General features: G+C 72.5%; 3 protein-coding genes (1 of these 3 cut by a window edge). 1 reads left to right on the forward strand and 2 read right to left on the reverse strand.

Going from position 1 to position 24,078, the window contains the following annotated elements; all coding sequences use genetic code 11:
- A complete protein-coding gene (locus G5T42_RS02300; protein ID WP_277601764.1) occupies positions 1–1,467 on the forward strand; it encodes an NCS2 family permease in 1,467 nt (488 codons plus the stop codon).
- On the opposite strand, the gene G5T42_RS02305 is transcribed toward G5T42_RS02300, so the two are convergent.
- Together G5T42_RS02305 and G5T42_RS02310 are read right to left on the reverse strand one after the other, a co-directional pair.
- Positions 1,425–2,411 carry an LPXTG cell wall anchor domain-containing protein gene (locus tag G5T42_RS02305; RefSeq protein ID WP_165124901.1) on the reverse strand — a complete coding sequence of 329 codons (987 nt, stop codon included), beginning with the start codon at positions 2,409–2,411 and terminating at the stop codon, positions 1,425–1,427. The two genes, G5T42_RS02300 and G5T42_RS02305, sit on opposite strands and share 43 nt — an antisense overlap.
- Positions 2,324–24,078, reverse strand: partial view of a hypothetical protein gene (locus tag G5T42_RS02310; protein WP_206535794.1) — the 3' portion only. It continues 8,563 nt past the right edge of the window; only the last 21,755 of its 30,318 coding nucleotides appear in the window; the start codon falls outside the window, past its right edge; the stop codon is at positions 2,324–2,326. Before G5T42_RS02310 ends, G5T42_RS02305 begins: the two co-directional genes overlap by 88 nt.

The raw sequence follows: 24,078 nt of genomic DNA on the forward strand, positions 1-24,078 counted from the left end.
GTGACCACTACGCCCACGCCCGAGACAGACGTCGCCGAACCCCGCGGACGCGTCGATCGCTTCTTCGAGATCACCAAGCGCGGTTCGACTCCCGGTGCGGAGGTGCGGGGCGGCCTCGTGACGTTCGTGACGATGGCCTACATCGTCATCCTGAACCCGATCATCCTGTCGGGGAGCACGGATGTCGCGGGCGACAGTCTCGGGTTCTCGCAGGTCGCCGCCGTCACGGCGCTGACCGCCGGCGTCATGACGATCCTGTTCGGCCTCATCTCGCGCCTGCCGTTCGCCTTCGCGGCGGGGCTCGGCATCAACTCGTTCCTCGCCGTGAGCGTGGTGGGCGAGCTGACGTGGCCCGAGGCGATGGGGCTCGTCGTCATCAACGGTCTGATCATCGTGCTGCTGGCCGCGACGGGACTGCGACGCCTCATCTTCAATGCGGTGCCGGTGGCGCTCAAGACGGCGATCACGGTCGGCATCGGCCTCTTCATCGCTTTCATCGGGTTCGTCGACGCCGGATTCGTCACGGCGACGGGGGTCGCATCGCCCCCCGTCGGGCTCGGGATCAACGGGTCGATCGCAACCGTCCCCACCCTGCTCTTCGTCGTGACGCTACTCCTGTGCGCCGTCCTGATGGCACTGCGTGTGCGCGCCGCCCTCCTCATCGGGCTCGTCGTGGGCACGGTCCTCGCGGTGATCGCCGAGGCGATCTGGCACTTCGGTCCCGCGGTGGGAGCCGACGGCGAGGTCACCGTCGGCGGCTGGGGGCTCTCGGTCCCCGCGCTTCCCGCGAACCTCGTCAGCCTGCCCGACCTGAGCCTCGTCGGTCAGGTCGACCTCTTCGGCGCGTTCGCGCGCATCGGCGCCCCCGCCGCGATCGGTCTCATCTTCACCCTCGTCTTCACCAACTTCTTCGACGCGATGGGCACCATGACGGGCCTCTCCCGTGAGGCCGGACTCTCCGACCCCAAGGGCGACTTCCCCCGCCTTCGCTCGGCGCTCATCGTCGAGGGCGTGGGCGCCGTCGCGGGCGGCTTCACGTCGTCGTCGTCGAACACCGTCTTCATCGAGTCGGCGTCGGGGATCGGCGAGGGAGCCCGTACGGGCCTCGCCAACATCGTGACGGGAGTGCTCTTCCTCGCGGCGATGTTCTTCACCCCGCTCACGACTGTCGTCCCATCGGAGGTGGCGGCGGCGGCGCTCGTCATCGTCGGTGCGCTCATGATGTCGCAGATCCGTCACCTGGATCTCAGCGAGTTCTCGGTGCTCGTGCCGGTCTTCCTCACGGTAACGGTCATGCCGTTCACGTACTCGATCGCCAACGGAATCGGCGCGGGATTCATCTCGTGGGTCGTGATCCGCTCGATCACCGGCAAGGCGAAGGAGATCAGCCCGCTCCTGTGGATCGTGGCGGCCGGCTTCGTCCTCTACTTCGCGCGCGGGCCCATCTCGGTGGCGTTCGGCATCTGACGACCCGGGATGCCTCGCCCCGGCCGGCGGCGAAGGACGAGGCCGCCGAGCACGAGGAGCATCAGCGCCGCGAGGAGAAGGCCGAACGGCGCTTCGACGCCCGTCGCTGCGAGGTCCGCGCCCGAGCCGGACTGCGCAGCCGGCTGACCCGAGCCGCCCGGCTGGCCGGGCTGACCCGGCTCACCGGGCTCGACCGGCTCTTCCGGCTCGGCGGGGACGAACGGGTCCGCGTTGATGTAGACGTTGCGCGCCTGCGCGTGGAGGTAGAGGCCGTCCTCGCTCCAGACGGAGTGGCTCACGGTCTGCACGACCATGCCGGGCCCCGGCTGGCTCGTCGGCGCCGCGGTCAGCAGCTGAATCGGGTGGTGGTCGCCGGAACCGGCCTTGAGCCGCACGATGACGGTCTTCGGTGCGGTCTCGCCGATCTCGAAGATCAGGATGACCTGGTCGTGGAAGGTCAGACCGCCGTCGATCGAGATCTCGGCGTACGGGATGCCTCCCGCATACGCCGCGGTGATCGTGATGTAGACCCGCGCCGTGGGCGGGGTGCCGAGCGCGATCGTGTAGCTGTCGGTCTCCTTGACGCCGGCCACGAGGGTCGTCGTGCCGTCGGTCTCGACGATGATGACCTGGCCTGTCCCGTCGACCTCGACAGGGACCGGGACCACGATCGGGTCTGCGGGCGCGAGCTCGTCGCCGGGCAGGCCACGCGGGACACCTGCGGCATAGGGCGCAGCGGTGATCGTCGGCTCGCCGATGCTGTGCAGCTCGACGTGGAGCCCGGCGCCCTGGAGCAGCTTCACGAACGGGTGGACCGGGTCGGGGCCGACGGCGAGGTCGGAGGCGAGCCCGGCGGTCAGCACCTGAAGGAGCGAGGCATCCACTCCCCCGTCGAGCGACAGCAGGCCGTTCGCGCGGAACGTGATCCCGTCCGCGAGGCGCACCGCGAGCAGCAGGAAGAGGTCGGCGCCCTCGTTGGCCTCGAGCCGCAGCTCGGCGACGTGCCCCGAGACGACGAACCTGTCGTCGCCGAGTCCGCCGTAGAGGACCGCCGGGAAGGAGATCCCGCGGCTCGCGTAGCCGAGCTCGGTGGAGACGGTGTCGAAACCGTCGCCCGGCTGGACATTCGGCTCGGTGCGGGGGTCGCGAAGAACTGGCCGACGACGAACGTGTCGTTCCCGTCGCCGCCGAAGACGGTCGTGAGGGTGCTGTTGTCGTCGAAGACGAACGTGTCGTCGCCGTCGTAGCCGTTGACGGTCAGGCGCGCGTTGACGCCCTCGTCGTAGGCGATCCGCTCGACCGTCGCCTGACCGAGGTTGATCTGCGCGACGACTGCGGGGCGGCGTGCGTCCGGGTTCTCCGCGATCGCCGCGAGCGCGCGGAAGAGGAACAGGTCGGCGTCGTCGGTGCCGTAGATCGTGAGGCGGTTGAGACCCTGGGTGACCCCGCCGCCGCGGACGATGATCTGGTAGTCGTGGCCGACCGACTCCTCGCCGCCCCACGTCTGGACGAACACCTCGTTGTCGCCCGCCTGGCCGAACAGCACGAGCGAGTCGCGCACCTCGAGTCCGGCGAACGCGTCGCCGGGCGCCGCGATGTGCGTGCCCGTCATCGACTGCAGGCGCGTCACGAAGAAGCTGTCGTCGCCGTCGAGGTCGCCGGGCTTGTCGGAGGCGCTGCCGTAGACGAGGGTGTGGCCTCCGAGGAGCGTCTCGTCCAGGACGAACGTGTCGTCGCCTGCCCCGCCGAAGATGCGGGTCGGGTGCCCCGTCACCTCGCCCCCGAGGTAGACCATGACGTCCTCGGGCGCGAGCGGGCTCTGCCCGAACGCCGCGCGGATCGTGACGGTGTCGCCCGCGATGATCGTGCCGGCCGGGGCGATCACGTCGTTTCCGACGAGCAGCGTCACGTCGCCGCCGGCGACGATGCGTCCTTCCGTCATCGTCACGAGGCCGTCGATCGTCTCGCCCTCCGTGAGCACCCAGAGGGTCTCGGGGTCGCCGCCGGCGACGAACGGCACCGTGAGGCGCACATCGCCGGTCTCGGCCTCGGCTCGCAGCACCAGCAGCGATCCCGACGCCTCCGTGACGAAGACGCCCGTCGGCGGTACGAAGATGATCGCGTCGCCGGGCACGGACAGCGCGTAGAGGCGTCCGTCCAGGGCTGTGTCGATCACGAGATCGGCACTGCGGTCCGGGCTGTCGCCGCCGATGGTGCCGCCGACGGCGATGAGGTCGATGTCGTGGCCGACGACGCGGGTCGCACCGTTGTCGACGTCGGAGCGGATCGACCCGGCGCGAGTGCGGAGCGACACGTCCGCGTCGCCGTCGCCCAGTCCATCGAACGACTGCACGAGGCTCACGTACAGCGTTCCGAGCACCTGATCGAGAAGGATGTCGCCGCCGGCGAGCGCCGTGAGGCTTCCGCGGCCCGAGTACGACGAGCGGATCTCGAGGAAGTCCGGAGTCGTCCCCGCGCCGCCGATGCGTCCCGAGACGCTCCCGGCGAAGAGCAGGATGTCGCGGCCCACGACGCGCGCCGAGCCGTCGGAGATGTCGCCGGCGTCGAGGATCGAGGCATCCGTCTCCTGCGTGATGAGCGTCACGTCGTCGAGGGTCGAGGTGATCGTCCCGACCCGGAGGTCGTCGACGGTCTCGAGGTCGGTGATCCAGCCGTTCGTGAGCAGCGTGATCTCGCCGTCGCCGTTCTGCGTGGAGTACTGCTGCGCCGGGAAGCGCAGCGAGAAGAGCGTCGCGTCGACGTTGCTCGTGACGGCGAACGTGATCCGGGTGGCGGGAGACGGGTGGAGCACCTTGATGTCGTCGCCCGCGCTCAGGTCGCTGAACGTGTAGTCGCTGTCGTGGAGGACGTTGTTCGTGCCCCACGCCACGAGCACGGGGTCGTCGAAGCCCGCCCAGGGGCCGGGGTCGGGGTGGAAGTAGGTGTGGTACTGCCCCGACGGCGGCGTGATGAGCGTTCCGAGGTCGGGCGGCGACACGACGTTGACCTGCACGAGGTACGAGGTGAGCGGCGGCACATCCGAGCCGAAGAGCGAGTCATGCACGACGATGTCGATGTCGCGCCCGGCGTGGATGGGGCCGAGCACGGGCTTGAAAGCCGTGCCGGCGTACGGCGAGTTCACCGGCATCCGTGCGCTGTAGGTGATGTCGAGGACGACGTCGTCGCGCGCGTCGGCGACGAGCACGACGGGGCGCGTCGGGTCGACGTCGTCGACGAGGAAGTCGCTCTGGACGAGGACGACCGGGATGGGCAGGCGGACCTCGGTGCCGAGGATCGTGAAGACCTGCCCGATGGATCCCTGGTTCGCGTGCAGGAGAGCGATGTTCGTGCGAACGCTGCCGGTCGCCGTGGCCTGGATGTCGCCGTGCTCGTTGATCACCGACGTCGTGCCGATGGGGTTGTCGATCGCGCCCTGCAGGCGGATGTCGGGCGTGCCGGGTCCGGCCCAGTTCGCGATGTCGACGAGGGTCGGGATGAAGATGAGCCGGCCGATGTGGAACCGGAAGGCGCTGGAGTCCTCGGCCTGCACGTTGACCGTCGCACCGATGTCGTCGAGGTTGGCGACGCTGATGCCGTTCACCCACAGGTCGCGGCTCGAGTAGTTGTACAGGCGCACGAAGTCGAAGGTGTTCTGCACCTGGAGCGTGCCCTGGTCGCCCGTGAGGGTGCCGACCTGGTTGCCGTCGGGGTTGTTGATGTAATAGGTCGCCGAGCCGCCGCCGTTGTTCTCGATGGGGTCGACCACGATGGCGCGGCCGACGGGAATCGTCTGGCCGAGCGTGTAGATGGTGCCGAGATCGTCGCGCACCGTGACGGCGTACTTCTTGATGATCTTGCCCGTCGCGTCGACGACGAGGGTGGGGTTCGGCGCATGCAGGACGACGTCGGCATTCCACTCGATCCAGCGGTAGCGGTTGTCGGACACGTTGCCGTCCGCGCCGCCGAAGTCGATGAACCCGCCGCCCGTCGAGGCCTGGGGTTGCACGACCACCCCGACGTGGAGCGCCTCGACGCGGAGGGTCGCGGTGCGGATCCGCACGCCCTTCTCGGCGGTGACGGAGGAGGTCGCGCTGTAGTCGGCCACCGCGTCGGCATCGCTGTCACCGCCGAAGCAGCCGCAGGTGGCGCGGGCGTCGGCGTGCAGCTCGACGTTCTGATGCTGAGCGCGGATCGTGACGGTCTGGTAGCCGATGATCTTGGCGTGGTTCACGAGCTGGACGTGGACGTTCGAGCTGAGGTGCACCTCCGACCGGGCGTCGGAGTCCTCGAAGGCGCCATCGCCGTTCGACCGGTTGTAGTCCAGGAGATAGGTCGAGATCATCTGCGCGGCCAGCAGGACGTTGTCCGCCTCGATGTGCGCCGCGCCGCCCACGGTGAGGGTCGCGTCGTTGTTCGCGAAGATGTGGCACGACGAGCAGTCGTCGCCCGAGGTCGAGCTGCCGGCGAACGAACCGCCGTCGGCCGCCGACCGGAGCTCAGACTGCATCGCGGTCGACGAGGTCGCCGTGATGTCGTTCCACGCCGTGATCCTGCCGTCGAGGGTGACGTGCGAGGCGGTGCCCAGCGTCGCGCGCGTCTGCGACTCCGTGCCGTGGCCGAAGCCGCCCGCACTCGAGTACGCGTAGCCGTTGGCGCTCGCGACGCTCAGCGGATCGATCACGACACTGCCGCCCGTCGTGGCGAGTTCCGTCCCGCCCTTGATCCACACGTTCGTGGTCGCCTTGGCGTTGACCTCGGCACGGGCGTGGGTCACGGAGATGAAGCCGAGCCCCTGTGACGTTCCGTCGGCGAGGCCGGCCGCGGTGTTGAGCACGTGGACGCCGATGTCGCCGCCCGCGAGGATCCGGGCCCCGTCGCCCACCGTCACATCGACCGTCGCATCGACGTTGACGACGGGCTTCGTCTCGCCCACCGCGATGAACCCGACGCCCTCGCCCGCGACCCGGGCCTCGCTGTAGGTCCCCGCCGGGAGCGACGGTGCGACCGAGGTCACCTGGACGCTCTGGGTCCCCGTCCCGTCGGCGGTGAGGTCGAGGACGAGCTTTCCCGCGCCGGCCGTCGGCGAGATGTCCACGACGGCGGGGACGAAGCGTCCTGTGCCAATGCTGCCGTTGGCGCCGAGCGGGATGTGCACGCAGACCCCGAGGATCTCGATGAGCGTCAGGCCGAACGACGTGGGCGTCGCGTCGCAGATGCGGTAGGTCTGGCCGTTCTGCAGCCCCGCGATGGGCTGCTGACCGGGGGCGAAGAGCTGGTGCAGCACGGCGAGGCCCGCGGCGGACAGGTCGGGCGTCAGGCCGAGGAACGTGACGGGGATGACCCCTCCGCCGCCGTCGTCGCAGTTGCCGAGCGCGTGGCACAGGCTGTCGGCGAGCTGGATGCGGTTGTCGTCGAGCCGGATCACCCAGTAGGTGGTGTTCTGCGAGAGTCCGCCGAGCGCTCCGCCCGTCGACCGGTAGACGACCTGGTCGCCCGTCTGCAGGCCGTGCTGGCGGATCGCGATGACGTCGTTGTTCTGCGTCTGGAAGGTCGGCGGACTGCCCACCTGAACGGGGCTGCCCGAGGCATCCACCACGATGTCGACACGGCTCGAGTAGAACGACGCCTTCGCGGGCGGCGCGATGTACTGCACCATCTGCCCGTCGGTGTACGAGTTCGGCGCGTTGATGACGTCGTCGGTCTCGTTGACGTCGCCGCCGTCGAACTCGACGGGCGCCTGAGGCGTGTCGGCGTCGATGAGCTGGATGCGCAGCTCGTCGAGCACCCGCACGAAGTAGGCGTGCCCGTTCTGCAGCCCGCCGACGACGAAGCCGAACGCCGTGTAGTAGACGCGCTGGCCGTTGATGAAGTTGTGCGCACGCGTGAACGTGATGATGTCGTTCGCGCCGTCGATCGTGTTGCCGTCGAAGGCCGCTCCGAGCTGGATCTGGGTCGGCGAGACCACGAGCACGCTGTACTTCGTGCCGTCGACGAGTCCGCCCACGGCGGTCCCGCCGTCGCGGTGGTACGTGACGGTCGCCGAGTCGTCGAGGCCGTGCGGGCCCGAGAGCGTGATGGTGTCGGTCGCGGGGTCGACGCCCGAGACCGCGTCGAACGCGAAGGTCGGGAGAGGCGGCGGCGAAGCGGAGTTCTGCTGGGCGGTGAGGGTGACCGTGCCGCCGGCCGTGAGGGTCGTCCCGTTGGTCACCGACAGCCGGACGACCGGGAACGTCTCGGCGAGCGCGCGGTTGGCCGAGATCGTCAGCGCCCCTGCCGAGAAGTTCTGCGCGTACGAGAGCGACACGGGCTGTGCGATCGCGCGCACCTCGACGTTGCCGCTCACCGTGATCGCCGATCCGGCGCCCACTGTCGCCTCGACGACGGGCCGCACGCGGGCGTGCGCCGCACCGCTGTCGATCGTGATGGCGCCGCCCGCCGTGCTGCTCAGCTTCGCAACGGCGGTGTCGGTCGACTGCGCCGTGACCGAGAGGGATGCCGCGGCGGGCACCGTGGCGGCGAACTGCGCGAGCGTCGAGCCGTCGATGAACGCGTCGGGCTCGGCGACGTTGACGGTCAGCGCTCCCCCGTTGACCGAGCCGCCCGCGGTGGTCGCGGAGTTGGTGGAGGTCGCAGCGACCGTGATGGCCGCCGCGGGGGCGTTGACCGTCGCGCCGTTGTAGACGCGGGCGCGGGTGATCGCGGCATCCGTGATGAGGGCCTGGGCGTTCGAGTACGTGATGCTGATGAGCCCGAACGAGAGCCCGCCGGACGTCGAGTTCACGGTGCGGTTGGCCGTCGCCTTGACCGAGAGAGCGGTGCCGCCCGACTGGCGGCCGGAGAAGTCGGCGGTCGCTGCGGCGGCGATCCGCGCCGTCGGCATTGCGACGTCGATGACGATCGCACCGCCCGAGGCCAGGTCGGTCTTGGCCGTGACCGTCGAGGTCAGCGTCGTCTCGACCGCGACGGCTCCCGACGTGGCGAGCGCGCCCGAGCCGTAGCGCGCCGCCACCGAGGCGGAGTTGAACAGCTCGGCGTCGACGACCGTGCCGGTGAAGCCGAAGAGGCCGAGCGTGCTCGACTGGATCTCCGCGTCGACGTTCGCCCGCCCGTCGGCCTTGACGGCGACGCCGGTGGAAGCCGTGACCACCCCGTCGTACGCCGCCGTGACGGGAGCGCCGAAGCGCGCGAGGGCGGCGAAGATGCCGGCCGAGATGAGACCGCCGCCGTCGCTCGCGATGGCGGCCACGGCGTGCGCGCCGTCGCGGCTCTCCGCGAGGAGCGAGACGGCTCCGGATGCCGCGAGCGAGACGCCCGCCGCGACCGACGCCGTCGTGGCGGCCGATGCCTCGACCGTCGCGCTCGCGATCGTGCCGCGCAGGCCGACGATGGAGATCTCGGCGAGGCGCGCCGTGGCATCGACCGCATTGCGGGAGGACGCTGTCATCGCGAACGACCCGGAGGTCGCCGACGCGGCGGTGAAGGACGCGCGGGTCTCGGCCGAGATGGTCGCCTCGGGCAGCAGTCCGCCGATGGTGAAGAGGCCGATCGTGAGCTTGCGCATGTCGGCGTCGGCGTCGTTCTGCGACCACGCCGTGATCGCGACCGGGCCGGCGCCGGCCAGGATGCTGCGGCCCGGCGACGCCACCTCGGCGACGACGGCCGCCTCTGCGGTGACGCGGGCGATCGCTCCGCCGATGCCGCCGTCGATGATGCCGGCGGAGTTGAGGTCGGCGTTCGACGAGGCGGCGTTCGTGCCGCGCGCCTCGACGGTGAGCCCCTGGCCGTTGAGCCCGCTCGTCACGAGGGCCTGCGTCGCCGCGGCGATGAGCGCCGTCGGGACGCTGAACGAGAGGCTCAGGAAGCCGAAGGACGAGGCATCCGTCGTCGCCGTCGCCGTGTTCTGGGCCACCGCCCGGAGCGCCGTCGCTCCCGTCGAGGTGACGTCGGTCACGAGCCGGGCGCGCGTCGCCGCGCTCGCGAGGATCTGCGCATCCACGCCGGAGACCGTGACCTTGAAGGTGCCGATGCCGGCCGTCGCGACGTCGGCGTCGGCCTTGTTCTGCGACTGCGCCGAGACCTCGACCGAGGCCGAGGCGAGCACGGGGCTCGAGATCTCGGCCGTCGTCGCGCCCCGGAGGTGCGCTGTGCCCCAGTAGCCGCCGCCGTCGAAGAGCACGCCGCCCGTCAGTGCGCTGATGCCGATCCGCGCGAGGTTGCCCTCGCCGCCGTCGGTCGCGATCCGGGCCGACGCGCTCACGGCCCCCGTGCTGCGGATCGTGCCCGAGTCGATGAGGGCCTCGACGACGGCGCGGTCGGTGACCTCGGCCGTCGCGACCACGCCCGTGACGCCGACGCCGAACGAAACCGTGACGACCTTGACCGTCGCGGTCGCCTGGTTCTGGCCGATCGCGTCGACGTCGACACCTCCGGATGCCGTGACGTCGCCGCGCATCCGGGCCTGCGTGAGGCCCGACACGGTGGCGGTGGGCACCTGGGCCGAGAGGGTGATGGCGCCGATGCTGCCGCCGGGGGTGTCGGCCGTCGTCCGGTTGCGCGAGTCCGCCGACACGGCGATGACGCCGCCCGTCGAGAACTGCGCACCGTCGGTGACGAGGGCCGTCGTGTCGCGCGAGATGTCGCTGTCGGCGAAGTTGAGCCCGACCGTCGCGATGCCCGTCTGCAGCGAGAACGTCTGCGTGCTCGCCGTGTTGCGGGCGGTGGCCGCGATGCTCGCGCCACCCGCGAGCCAGGCGTTCCCAGCGAACTCGGCCGCCGTGCGGCCGGAGATCGTGCTCGTCGCCCCGACGCCCGTGAGCGACAGGCCGACGCCGCCAGACACCGAGTAGGCCTGAACGGGAGCCGCGATGATCGAGTTCGCCTCGACGGCGAGCCCGCCCCCGGGGCCGCCGACGCCGATGTCGACCGTGCCGATCCGGGCGACGGTGTCGCCGTGCACGTCGGCGACGGCGATCGAGGCGCCGGCCGCGACGAGGGCGATAGCCACGCCGATCGTGAGCGGGGCGACGCGGCGGTCGGTGGCGGCGCGTGCCGAGACGGTTCCGCCGGCCGCCGGGATGAGCGCGCCGTCATCGATGTGCGCGTACTGGCGCGCGTCGCTGTCGAGCACCACGATCTGCCCGGCGACGCTCAGGAGCCCGAGCGATCCGCTGAACGCGATCGCCGACGTGTCCTCGACGTGGCCCGCTCGCACCGCGATGTCGCCGCCTGCCGAGACGACGGCACCCGTCGCGATCACGGCATCCGTGAGGGAGCGGAGGTTCGCGATGACGATCGACGCGCCGAGTGCGCCCACGCCGCCCGACACCGAGCCGGCGAGGCCGAAGTAGCTGTCGCGCGCCTCCGACGTCACGGCGACGTCATCGCCCGCGAAGAGGAACGCTCCCCCGCCGATGCGGCTCGTCGTCCCGCGGAGGGCGGGGGGCGACGCGAAGGTGCTCATGACGACGCCCGATCCGGGGGCCGCTCCGGCGACGGATGCCGCGGCACTGTCGATCGCGCCCTTCTTGCGCTGAGCCGTCCGAGTGCCCGACGTGTCGTTCGCGCCGTTGAGGATCGACGAGTAGCCGTTGGCGCCCGTCCCCGAGGCTGCCTGGTCGGCCTGGTTCTGCGGCGTGCCGTCGGCGGAGCTCAGCGCGTCGTGGTTCGTCCCGTCGTCGCTGTAGGTGCTCGTCGGCGCGGCGCCCGCGGTCCACACCGACACCGAGCCGGCGACACCGACGAATCCGCCGCCGACGCTCACCGCGTAGGTCTGGATGCTGCGCGACGACAGGGCCTGGATGCGCATGTCGTCGCTCGCCCACACGGCGGCGTGGTCGCCGACCCCGGCCGAGACGGCGATGTCGAGCACGCCGATGTCGATGCCGCCCGTGACGCCGACGAAGCCGCCGGCGATGCCGCCGCCGATCGTGAAGGTGTCGGTCCGGTCGGTCGCGCTGACCGACACGGACTGCGCCGCACCCGCGTTCGCGCGGTCGGCATTGATGAGCGTCGGACGCGCGGCCGAGCTCTCGACGGCCGCCGTCGTGGTGCCGGTGATGAGCGTGACGTCGACGGCGCCCGACACGCCGACGAAGCCGAAGCCGCCCGAGACGGCCAGGCCGAAGAGGTTCTGGCTCGAGGAGGCCAGGATCGCGAGGCCCGACTGCGACCCGACGGGGAAGACGTCGCCCGAGATCGTGCCGGTCGGGATGCCGCCGAGCGACCAGCCGCCGCGCGCACGCGCATCCACCCGGCTTCCGACGCCGATCGTGGCGGCGGTGTCCTTGGTGACGGAGACGACGACGACGCCGGCGCCGATGCCCGCGAAGCCCACGCCGAGCCCGCCCGCGACGGTCGTGAGGTCCGTGTCGTCGGCCGCGGCGACGAGGACGTTGTTCCCGGCGTCGATCGTGACGCCGGTCGCGACCCGAGCGGCTGTGTGCGCGTCGATCACGATGGCGGCGACCGCGACGGCCACGCCTGCCACACCGGCACCCACGGCAGCTGCAACGCCCGTGACGTCCTGGCTGGCCGACGCGGTGACGAGCACATCGCCCCGTGCCCGGACGATCGCATCGTCGGCGATCGTCGCGTCGACGTCGAGCGTGACGATGTCGACGGCGGCGTTGGTCGAGATGCCCGCCATGCCGCCGCCGACGGATGCCGAGACCATGAGCTGCCGGAAAGCTCCGCCGGCTGCGACCGTGACGGACTGCAGCGCGGCCGCCCCCGTGTTGTCGTCGTTGACGCGCGCGGCGCGGCCGACGAAGGCGTCGGTGTCGGCGTCGACGACGTTGACGTTGCCCGCCGCGCCGACTCCGGCGGTCGCCGCGATCGCGACGCTCGCACCGACAGCGAGGATCTCGTCGCTGTTGTTGGCGATGACGCCGACGCCGAAGAGGGTGCCCGTGCGCGGCACGACCGTGCGGATGCCCGTGATGACCGCCGGGTCGCCGGGAGGCTGCGCTCCCTGGCGCACGAAGCTGTGCGCGCGGCCGGTCGCGACCGACGGGTCGAGGTCGATGAAGGTCTGCACCGCGCCGCTGCAGCCGCTGGCGAGAGGGTTCGCCTCGCACGCGGTGCGGGCGAGGCGGAAGCTGTTCGGCCCGGTCATCACGACGAAGTACGTCGCGCCGTCGACGAGCCCGCCGATCGCCGCTCCCCCGTTGGTCGTGTAGAGCACGCCGTCGCCGGTCTGCAGCGGGGCGGGGGTGTTCGCGTCGTCCTTCGACGGCATGTCGTACGGGAGCGTGACGACGTTCGTCCCGCCGTTCACGTCGGTCGAGGGGGTGAAGTACGGCGCGATGCGCTCGGGGACCGTCGCCTGATCGGACCGGAAGATGCGCTGCGACTGCCCGGGACGCGCGGGGGCGACGAGCGCGATCGGCGCGCCGCCGGGCGTGAGCGACAGGCGCAGACGCGTCGGGAACGCGGCATCCACGATCGCGTAGTACGCCGTGCCCGGCGAGAGGCCGATGATCGGCTGCCCACCGCCGGTGTCGTAGCCCACCTGCTGGCCGTCCTCGATGCCATGGACGTAGCCGAGCTCGAGCTGGTTGCCGCCGATGATCGCCGTCTGGGGGTTGAAGCGCGTGTCGGTGTAGTGGATGTCGTAGCCGCCGACCGTCGAGGCGAGGCCCGCGCCGCCTCCGAGCGCCGTGACGCGCGACAGGTCGCCGATGAACGCCGTCGTCGTCTTGTGCAGCACGGGTACGACGGCCGTGAGGCCGACCGAGGCGGTGCCGGAGCCGGCGACCGATCCCGAGATCAGATCCATCGTCAGGACCTCGTTGGCCGAGATCCGGGCGCTCCCGCCCGCGACCACGACGGCTCGGGATGCCGCGCACAGCGCCTCGGTCGCGGTCGCCGCGCCGCACACCTCGCCGACGAACGCCTTCGTGACGATCGTGTGGACCGAGACCGTGGCGTTCGCCGACACGGCGGCCGTGCCGCCGATGCTCGCCCCCGCGGCGACGCTCGTGACGTCCTCGCTCGAGGACGCGTCGATCGCGACGTCGCCGGCGACCGTGACGAGCGTCTGCGGAGCGATCCATGCCTGGGTCGACTTGTTCACGACCTGCACGTCGGCGCCCAGGCCCACGCCGGCCGTGCCGCCGATGGCGAGCTGACCGGCGATGCCGCGGAGCGTCGTGTGGTCGGCGGCGGCGATCCGCGCGCCGGCGAAGCCGCCGGCCGCGACGCCGTCGAGGCTCACCCCGCGGTCGAGGTGGGCGTGGGTCGTGTTGTTCTGAACCCCGACCGTGGCCGCGCCCGCGATGCCCGCCGTGCCGCCCGCGGCACCGCCGACGGCGACGAGCCAGAGGTCTTCGCTCTGGTCGGCCGACATCCACAGGCCGATTCCGCCGCGGGCCCACAGCTCGGCGCTCGGGCCGGCCGAGGCATCCACGATCCCGCTGCGGACGAGGACCACGGAAGAGAGGCCGATGCCCGCCGTGCCCGCGGCGCCCACGGCGCCGGCGAAGAGGGTCGCCGAGACGGGGTCGGCGGCGGTGATGGTCATCGAGCCGCGGGCGCGCACGGCGGTGGGCGCGGCATCCGTGCTGTCGATGTAGGCGCGCGTGCCCGGGTCGCTCGAGCCCTCGTTGACGACGAGCACGACGAAGGAGCCCGCGATGCCCGCGTCGGAGGCGATTCCGCCGCCCGCGACGATCTCGGTGAACTTCTCCCCCGCGGTCGCGACCAGCCACACGGAGCCACCGAGATCGGCGTCGACGCCGCGGCCGATGAATGCCCGGACGTCCTTGTTGTGCACCCCGACGATGAGCGCGAAGCCGACGCCGGCGGAGCCCGTCGAGATGCCGAGGGCGCCGGCGAGCTCGACGAACTCGGTGGCGTCGACGGCCGTGAACGCCAGATCCTGTGCGGCGGCGACCGGGATGTCCTGGTTGACGCTCGCGCCGTCGCCGATCCCGGCAACGGTCGTGCGGTCGACGACGTCGACGATGACGGAGCCTCCGACTCCGGCGTCGCCGCCGCCGAGGGCCGCTCCGATCGCGACCGCCGTGAACGCCGGGAGCGTGATGAGCGGCACTTCGGGGGCGGCGAGTGCGACGATGCCGCCCGTGGCACGGCCGATGATCGTGCCTCCCGCCGTCACGACGGTCGGGTCGGCGAAGGTCGATTCGATCACGGCGCGCGTCGTCGTCGCCACGTACTGGACGACGATGCCCGCGCCGACGCCCGAGCCGTTCGTCGTGATGGCGCCCGAGGCGGCGAGCGCCTGCAGCCCCATGGGGTTGCTCGCGTCGAGCGTGATCGCTCCGGCGACCGCAAGGCGCGAGCCGACGCCCACCGTGGCTTCATTGGTCAGCTGCAGCACCTGCACGGCGACGGATCCGGCGACGCTGGCGTCGCCCTTGCCGCCCGCACCCGCGATGCCCCACGCCTGGAAGTCGTTGCGCGCACCGCTCGGGGTCAGGCCGGTGAGAAGCACGGCCCCGGCCGTGATGTCGGCGCCGGCGCCGATCGAGCCGCGGTTCGTCACCGTGACGACGTTGAGTCCGACGGCCGCGCCGATGTTGTTGCTGTTGGTGTCGATGCTGTAGCTGGAGCCGGTGGCCTTGGCGACGGCATCCGTCTCGTTCGACGCAGCGGCCGCCATCATGCCGGTCACGACGATCGTGAGCCCCGGGGCGACGGATGCCTCCGAGCGGACCGTGATCCAGTTCACCGACACCGCGGCGCCCACGCCGACGCCGTCGCTCGACTGGCTCGACTGACTGTTCGCCTGGCCGTTGCCGTTCGAGACGGTCTGACTCGACGACGGGAGCGCGCCCGTCTTCCCGCTCGTCGAGGGGGTGCCGTTCAGCTGGTCCTGAGCCTGCTGGTCGGAGTTCTGCGCGTCGCCGGGCTGGCGATCCTCGCCGCCCTTCGTGCCCTTCGCCGACCCCTGCGCCGTCGCCGACGTGTGCAGCTCGCTGGATGCGAGCAGCCACAGCGAGCCGGCGGTGACGTTGCGGAAGACAGCGGCGCGGACGGGGATGTCGACCACGTTGATGACGATGATCGCCCCGACGGCGACGCTCGACCCGGCCGCCTCGGCATTGCCGCTCACGGTCACCGAGCCCGAGTGCGAGGCCGTGATGACCACGTCGCCGGTCGCGATGAAGGGCCGCGGACCCGGCGTGCCGATGCGGGCCAGGACGATGGGCAGCACGACGTTGATCCCGACCGCGGGGCTCACGGCGGTGCCACCCGCGGATCCTGCGGTGACCTCGTTCGTCACGGCGTCCGTGTGCACGGCGCTCACGAAGACGTCGTCGCCGCCCGAGACATCGGCTCCGTCTTCGATCTCGGCGCGCGTCACGTCGGTCGCGATCACGTTGATGGCGACGGATGCCCCGACCCCGGTGCTGGAACCGCCGGCCTTCGCGTCGGCCTTCGCCTTGGCCGTGTCGGTGCGGCGGTTCTCGGCCGAGAGGAGCACGTCGCCCGTGCCGAAGTCGACGACGGCGCTCGACGGGATCCACGCCTCGGTGTGCACGATGGAGATGTTGAGGGCGAGCGCGCCGGCCACGCCGACGTCCTTCGAGCCGGCACCGGCGTTCGCGATGGCCGAGAGGTCGTGGCTGCGGTCGGCGCCCACCTGCGTCATCGTCGCGGCGGCCGTGAAGCCGTCGGCGTCGATGACGGTGTCCTCGCCGGCCCAGGCGCGGTTCTCGAGGAACACGAAGCTCAGGGCGACCGCGACGCCGACGCCCGCGTCGTCCTGAGCGAGCGCCGTCCCGTCCGCCTGCACGATGCTGTCGACCTGCTCGGAGGAAGCGAGGACGACTGCCCCGCCCGCCGTGAGGAAGAGGCTGTCGGGCAGCCAGGCGGTCGCCGACACGTCGGCGATGCTCAGTGCGATCGCACCCGCGACCGCGACACCGCCGTCGCTCGTCGAGGCGGAGGGGTTGCCGCTGTTCTGCACGCCGGAGCCGCCGCGCGACTGGCTCTTGGTGTTCGCGTAGTTGCGCTGCTCGAGCGCCTGACCGTCGACGCCGCCCGCCGGCGCGCCCTGCTGCCCCTTGCCGGGTGCGCCGCTCGCCGACGCGTTGGCGACCGCGCCATTGAGCGAGGAGCCCACCGCCGTCATGGCGATCCCGGCGCCGGCGACGACGCTGCGCCGAGTGGTCGCGAAGACGGTGTCGAAGGCGAAGTTGAGCGCGAGCGCGACGCCCACCGCCGCGTCTCCCGCGTCGGTCGCGACAGCACCGGCCTTCGTGTGAGCCGCGGCGGCCTGAGTAGCCGCGAGGGTCACAGCCCCCGCGACCTGGATTGGTCCTGCGGCGAGGGTGCCGAGCGAGGCGCTCGTCCGGACGGTAGAGACCGTCATCGCGATCGCGGGCGTCACGGTGACGTCTCCGCCCTTCGCGCCCATGCTGGCCTCGGTCGTCGCGCGGTCGCCCGAGGTCGCACTCAGCGCGAGGCTCCCGGCGCCGGTGAGCGAGACGCCGTCGTCGAGGCGGGCGTGCACGTCATCCGTGACGAGCGCGAGGGCGAAGGATGCCCCGACCCCCGCGTCGCCCGACGACACCACGCCGTCGCCCGCGGCGAGCGCCTTGACGGTCGTGTCCACGTCGTTGGCGGCCGTGAGGACGGCGGCGCCGCCGGTCAGCACGACCGTGCCCGAGACGGCGGCGAGCGTGTCGAAGGTCGAGAAGCCGAGGGCGACCGAGCCGGCCACGGACACATCGCCGCCGCCGGCGCCCGAGGAGGCGATGGCGCTGACCGTCGAGGTCCCGTCCGCGCCGTCCTGCGTGATGACGGCCGAGACCGTCAGCGCCTGCGCGTGCACCTCGACCGTCGCCGGGACGACGGACCGGTTGACGACGTCGGCGACGGTGATCGCGATGCCGGCACCGATGGCCGCGTCGCCGCCGCGCGAGGACGATCCGTCGCCGCCGGACGCGGCATCCGTGTTCTGCGATGAGCGGAGCGTGAGCGTGCCGCCCGCGATGACCGACGCCACCTGCGGCTCGATGATCGTGAGGGCGCGGACCGTCGCGATGTCGATGCCGATCGCGGCGGCGACGTTCACGGGGCCCGAGCTCGTCTCGGCGCTCGGCGTGGCGGTGCCGCCCGTGCCCTGGACGCCGCGCTCGCCCGCGACGCCGTCGAGGTGGTCGCGGCCGCCCTTGGCCTGCTGGTCGACGCCGTTTCCGGACTGGCCCCCCTGGTGCGACGGGTCTCCGTCGCTGTCGTCGGGCGCACCGGCGGCCGACGCGGCCGCCCGAGCGCTCGACTTCGACCAGCTGGAGGCGCCGAGCGTGACATCGCCGCCCGCCGTCGTGTTGCGGCCGAGCGCGGCGGTCACGGTGTGGTTCGCGATCGTGAGGGCGAAGCCGACGCCGATGGCCGCGTCATCCGTCGCGATCGCCGCCGCGGTCGCGGTGTTGTCGGCGGAGGCGTGCTGCGTCGCGGTGATCGCGACGTTCCCGGTCGTGACGAGCACCCCCGTGCCGAGGCGGGCGATCGTCGTCACGTTGGAGAGGACGAGGGCGATCGCGGGGGCCACGGCGACGCCGCCGCCCTTCGCGCCCATCCGCGCCTCGGTCGTCGTGGCATCCGTCGCGGTCGCGGTGAGCGTCACGTTCCGGGCGCCCGTGAGCGGGACTTCGTCGGCGATGAGCGCGGTCGTGCGGTGCGTGTCGAGGGTGAGGGCGAAGGAGGCCCCGACACCCGCATCACCGGAGCCCGCGGCGCCGTCACCCACGGGCAGAGCCGTGACGGTGCCGGCGACGCTGCTCGCGGCCTCGAGCGTGACGTCGCCGCCCGTCAGCACGAGTGTTCCGTAGACCGCGGCCGTGGTGTCCGTCGTCACGAGGGCGATGGCGACCGATCCTGCGACCGACACGTTGCCGCCCGCCGCCCCCGACGACGCGGCGGCCCCGAAGGTGGCCGTCGTGTCGGCGCCGTCGGGGGTGACGGTGGCGCGGACCGTCACATCGTGCGCCGTGACGGTGAGGGTCGCAGGCACCGTGGCGCGGTTCGTCGTGGTCGAGGAGGTCAGTGCGACGCCGGCGCCGATCGTCGCGTCGCCCTCACCGGCCGCCGATCCGTCGCCCCCCGAGCGGGCGTCCGTGTTTGCGCTTGCGGCGAGGGTCACCCGACCGCCGGCGACGATGGCCGTGACGGCCGGCGTGACGACGGTCTCCGCGCGGACGGTCGCGATCGCGATGCCCACGGCGGCGGCGACGCTGACGGGTCCCGCATCGGTCTCGGCGCTCGGATTCGCCTGTCCCGCCCCGTCTCCGTCGCCGCCGCCGGCCTGGGAGACCGAAGATGCGTGGGTGCGCTCGCCCTGCGCGAGCTGGTCGACACCGGTGCCGGCCCCGCCGCCGGGGTTGGCCGGGTCGCCGGAGTCATCGTTCTCGGGAGCGCCGGCGGCCGAGGCAGAGGCCATCGCGCTGGAAACCGAGATGCTCGAGGCGCCGAGGCTCACGTCGACCCCGGCGGTGACGTTGCGCGCGAGCGTCGAGGTCACGGTATGGTTCGCGAGCGCGAGCGCGAGAGCGACGCCGATCGCGGCATCCGTCGCATCCAGCGTGGCGGACGCCGCCGTCGTGTCGGCGACCGCCTTCTGCGTCGCCGTCATCGTGAGGCTGCCCGTCACGGTCAGGATGCCCGTGCCGATGCGCGTCCACGTCGTGACGTTCGACAGCGTGATGGCGACGGCCGGCGCGAGGGCCACCTTGCCGCCCTTCGCGCCCATGCGGGCCTCGGTCTCGGCGTCGTCGAGCGCCGTTGCCGTGAGCGTCACATTGCGCGCGCCGGTGAGCGACACCCCGTCGGCGATCTCGGCGCTCGTCTTGTCGGTCACGAGGTTGAGCGCGACGGATGCTCCGACGCCCGCGTCGCCGCTCGAGACCACGCCGTCGCCCTGAGGCAGCGCCTTCACGGTGCTCGCGACGCTGCTCGCGGCGGTGAGGATCGCGTCCCCGCCGGTCAGGACCACCGTGCCTTCGATCGCGGCGCGCGTCGTGTGGAGCACGAGGGCGAGGGCGAACGACCCTGCGACCGAGATCTTGCCGCCGCCGGCGCCCGAGACCGACTGCGCGCCCATCGTGGCGACCGTGTCGGCGCCCTCGGGCGTGACGGTGGCCGAGACGGTGAGGTCGTGCGCGGTGATCGTGAGCGTCGCGGGGACGATCGCGAGGTTGTCCACGTCGGCGTACGTGATCGCGACGGCGGCGCCGATCGTGGCATCGCCGGAACCCGCCGCCGAGCCGTCGGCAGAAGACGCCGAGTCGGTGTTTGCGCTCGCGGCGAGGGTCACCGCGCCGCCGGCCGTGATGGAGGTGACGGCCGGAGCCACGAGCGCCTGCGAGCGGACGAACGAGAGGGTGATGGCGATCGCGGCGGCGACGTTGACGGGGCCGCCGCTCGACGAGGCCTCCGGTGCCGCCGTGCTGCCCGAGGCCGCACCGCCGTTGCTCGTCGACACCGCGTCGGCGTGATCGCGCTCGGCCTGGGCGAGGTCGTTGACACCCGTGCCGGACCCACCGCCGGGGTTGCCCGCGTCGCCCGAGTCGGCGCTGTTCTCGGGCGCTCCCGCGGCCGAGGCCGCGGCTGTCGACGAGGCCTCCGAGATGCCGATGGCCCGGAGGGCGACATCGGCGCCCGCCGTCGTGTTGCGGCCGAGTTCCGATGTCACGGTGTGGTTCGCGACGGTGAGCGCGAGCCCGACGCCGATCGCGGCATCCGTCGCATCCAGGGTCGTGGACGATGCGGTCGTCGTCGCCTTGGCCACTTGGGTGGCCGTCATCGCGAGGCTGCCGGCGAGCGAGAGGAGGCCCGAGCCGATGGCGGTCCGGGTCGTGACGGTCGAGAGCGTGATCGCGACGGCCGGGGCGAGGGCGACGTCGCCGTCCTTCGCGCCCATGCGTGCTTCGGTGACGGCGGTGTCCTGCGCCGAGGCGACCAGCGAGAGGTTGCGCGCACCGGTCAGGCTGACTCCGTCGGCGGTCGACGCCGTCGTGGTGTCGGTGAGGAGGTTGAGGGCGACGGATGCCCCGAGCCCCAGGTCGCCCGTCGCCGTGACGCCCTCACCCGCCGGCAGCGCCTTGACCGTCGAGGCGACCGCGCTATCGGCGGTCAGGGTCGCATCGCCGCCTGTGAGGACGACGGTGCCCTCGATGCCCGCGAGGGTGGCGTGGACGACGACCGCGAGGGCGAACGAGCCTGCGACGGAGACCTTGCCGCCGCCGGCGCCCGACGTGGACTGCGCGCCGATCGTCGAGGTCACGTCTGTCGGGTCGGCCGCGTCGTGCGCCACGGTGGCCGAGAGCGCGAGGTCGTGGGCGGTGATCGTGACGCCGGCCGGGACGACGGCGCGGTTCGTGACGTTCGCGAGGGTGATGGCGACGGCGGCGCCGATGGTGGCGTCGGCGCCCTGCGAGGCGGATCCGTCTGCCGTCGTCGAGGAGTCGGTGTTGGCGGCGGCCGCGAGGCTGACGCTGCCGGCCGCCGTGACGCTGATGCCGGCGCCGAGCACGGTCTCGGACCGGACCGTCGAGAGGGTGATCGCGACCGCTGCGGCGACGTTGACGCCGCCCTGCGACGACTCGGCCTTCGGTGGCGTCGCAGAGCCCGCACCGTCGCCGCCGTTGGCTGTGGAGGCGCTGCTCGCGTGGGCCCGCTCGGCGAGCACGGTCTGGTCGACGCCGCTGCCCGATCCGCCGCCGGAGCTGTTCTCGGGGGCACCCGCCGCCGAGGCCGAGGCGCTCGACGCCGCCTCCGAGATGGTCGAGGCCCTCAGGTCCACCGAACCGGCGATGGTCGTGCGGACGAGCTCGGCCGTCGCCGTGTGGTTCGCGATCGAGAGGCCCAGGCTCACGCCGATCGCGGCATCCGAGGCGGCCTTCGTGTCGGACGAGGCGGTCGTGGTGACCGTCGCCTTCTGCGCGGCCGACAGCGCGAGGACCCCGCTGAGCGAGAGGCTGCCGCCGGCGCCGACGCGAGCGGTCGTCGTGACGTTGCTGAGTGTGACCGCGATGGCCGGTGCCAGGGCCACGTCGCCGCCGGCCGCACCCATGCGCGCCTCGACGATCGCCGCGTCCGTCGCGGTGGCGGTGAGACGGATGTCACGAGCACCCGAGACGGTGCCGGAGAGGTCGGCGATCGTCTTGTCGGTGAGCAGGGCGAGCGCGACGGATGCCCCGAACCCGAAGTCACCGGCATCCGTCACTCCTTCGCCCGCGGGAAGCGCCTTGACGGTGGTCGCGACGGAGCTCGTGGCTGTGGCGGTGAGATCGCCGCCCGTCAGGACGACGGCACCGAGCACGCCGGCCGTCGTCGCGTGGTTCACGACGGCGAGCGCGAACGACCCGGCGACGGAGACCTTGCCGCCCCCGGCGCCGGATGTCGCCTGCGCCGCGACCGTCGCCGTGACGTCCCCCGCGTCAGCGGCGACGGTCGCGGACACCGTCAGGTCGTGCGCCGTGATCGTGACCCCCACAGGCACGGTCGCACGGTTGGTGACGTTGGCGAGGGTGATGGCGACGGCGGCGCCGATCGTCGCGTCGGCCCCCTGGGACGCGGAACCGTCCGCCGTCGTCGCCGCATCGGTGTTCGCGGCCGCGGCGAGGCTCACCGTGCCCGCCGCCGAGACGCTGATGCCGGTCCCGAGCACGGTCTCGGACCGGACCGTCGAGAGGGTGATCGCGACGGCTGCGGCGACGTTGACGCCACCCTGCGACGACTCGGCCTTCGGCGGCGTCGCACTGCCCGCGCCCTCGCCGCCGTTCGCCGTCGAGGCAGCGCCGGCGTGGTCGCGCTCGGCGAGGACGGTCTGGTCGACCCCGCTCCCCGAGCCTCCGCCCGCGCCGCTGTTCTCCGGAGCCCCGGCCGCCGAGGCGGAGGCACTCGACGCGGCCTTCGAGATGCTCGAGGTCGAGAGGGCGACGGAGCCCGCGGTCGCGCTGCGCAGCAGTTCGGCCGTGACGGTGTGGTTCGCGATCGAGAGGGCGAGGCCGATGCCGACCGCCGCGTCGGAGGCGCCCTTCGTGTCGGACGACGCCGTCGTCGTGACCGCCGCGCGCTGCGTCGCCGAAAGGCTCAGCGCACCGCTGAGGGTCAGAGCTGCGCCCGCGGCGATCCGCGCGGTCGTCGTGACGTTGCTCAGCGTCACCGCGACCGCGGGGGCCAGCGCGACGTCTCCGCCGGCGGCACCCATCCGCGCCTCGGTCGTCGCGGCATCCGTCGCCGTCGCGGAGAGCGCGAGCGATCCGGGACCGACCGCCCCGGTGACTTCGGCGAGCGTGCGGTCGGTGATGAGGTTGAGGGCGACGGATGCCCCGAATCCGAAGTCGCCGGCATCGGTGACGCCCTCGCCGGCGGGCAGCGCCTTGACGGTGCTCGACACGGCACTCGTCGCCGTGACGGTGGCTGCCGCCGCCGTGACGACGCCGTCGATCGCGGCGCGGTTCGTGTGGTTCACGACGGCGAGCGCGAAGGATCCCGCGACCGAGACCTTGCCGCCGCCCGCGCCCGAGGTGGACTGCGCGCCGATCGTCGAGGTGACGTCTCCCGCGTCGTCGGCCGTCGTGGCGGTGAGCGAGACGGACTGACCGGCGACGGTGACTCCGGCCGGCACGACGGCTCGGTTCGTCAGCTCAGCGAGGGTGATGGCGACCGCGGCGCCGATCGTCGCGTCGGCCCCCTGCGATGCCGAGCCGTCGGCGGTGGTCGAGGCATCCGCGTTGGCCGACGCCGCCAGCGTCACGGCGCCCGTGGCGGCCACCGAGATGCCGGCGCCGAGCACCGTCTCGGAGCGGACCGTCGAGAGCGCGATGGCGATGGCCGCCGCCGCGTTGACGCCGCCCTGCGACGACTCGGCCTTCGGCGTCGTCGCGGAGCCTGCACCCTCGCCGCCGTTCGCGGTCGAGGCGCTGCTCGCGTGGTCGCGCTCCGCCGTCACCGCCTGGTCGACGCCCGTGCCCGAACCGCCGCCCGCGCTGTTCTCAGGAGCCCCGGCGGCCGAGGCGGAGGCTGCGGAAGAGGTCTTCGAGATGCTCGAGGTGCTGAGCGCGACCGAGGCGGCCGAGGCGCTGCGCAGCAGCTCGGCCGTCACGACGTGGTTCGCGATCGACAGCGCGAGCCCGATGCCGACGGCGGCATCCGCGGCGCCCTTCGTGTCGGACGAGGCGGTCGTGGTGATCGCGGACTTCTGCGTCGCGCTCAGCGAGAGCGCGCCGGTGATCGTCAGGATGCCGCCGGCTCCGACCCGCGCGGTCGTCGTGACGTTCGAGAGCGTGACGGCCACGGCCGGCGCGAGGGCGACGTCTCCGCCCGCAGCGCCCATCCGCGCTTCGGTGACGGCGGCGTCGACGGCGGTCGCGACGACCGAGAGCGCTCCTCCGGTGACGTCGCCGGCGAGTTCGGCCGTCGTCCTGTCCGTGAGGAGGTTGAGCGCTACGGATGCCCCGAACCCGAAGTCGCCGGCATCCGTCACCCCCTCGCCGGCGGGCAGGGCCTTGACGGTGCTCGTGACGGAGCTGCCGGCGGTGACGGTCGCCGCGCCGCCGGCGAGGACGACCGTGCCGGCGATCGAGGCGAGCGTGGTGTGGTTCACGACCGCGAGCGCGAACGACCCCGCGACCGACACCT

Source organism: Microbacterium sp. 4R-513 (genome assembly GCF_011046485.1).
Taxonomy (GTDB): Bacteria; Actinomycetota; Actinomycetes; order Actinomycetales; family Microbacteriaceae; genus Microbacterium.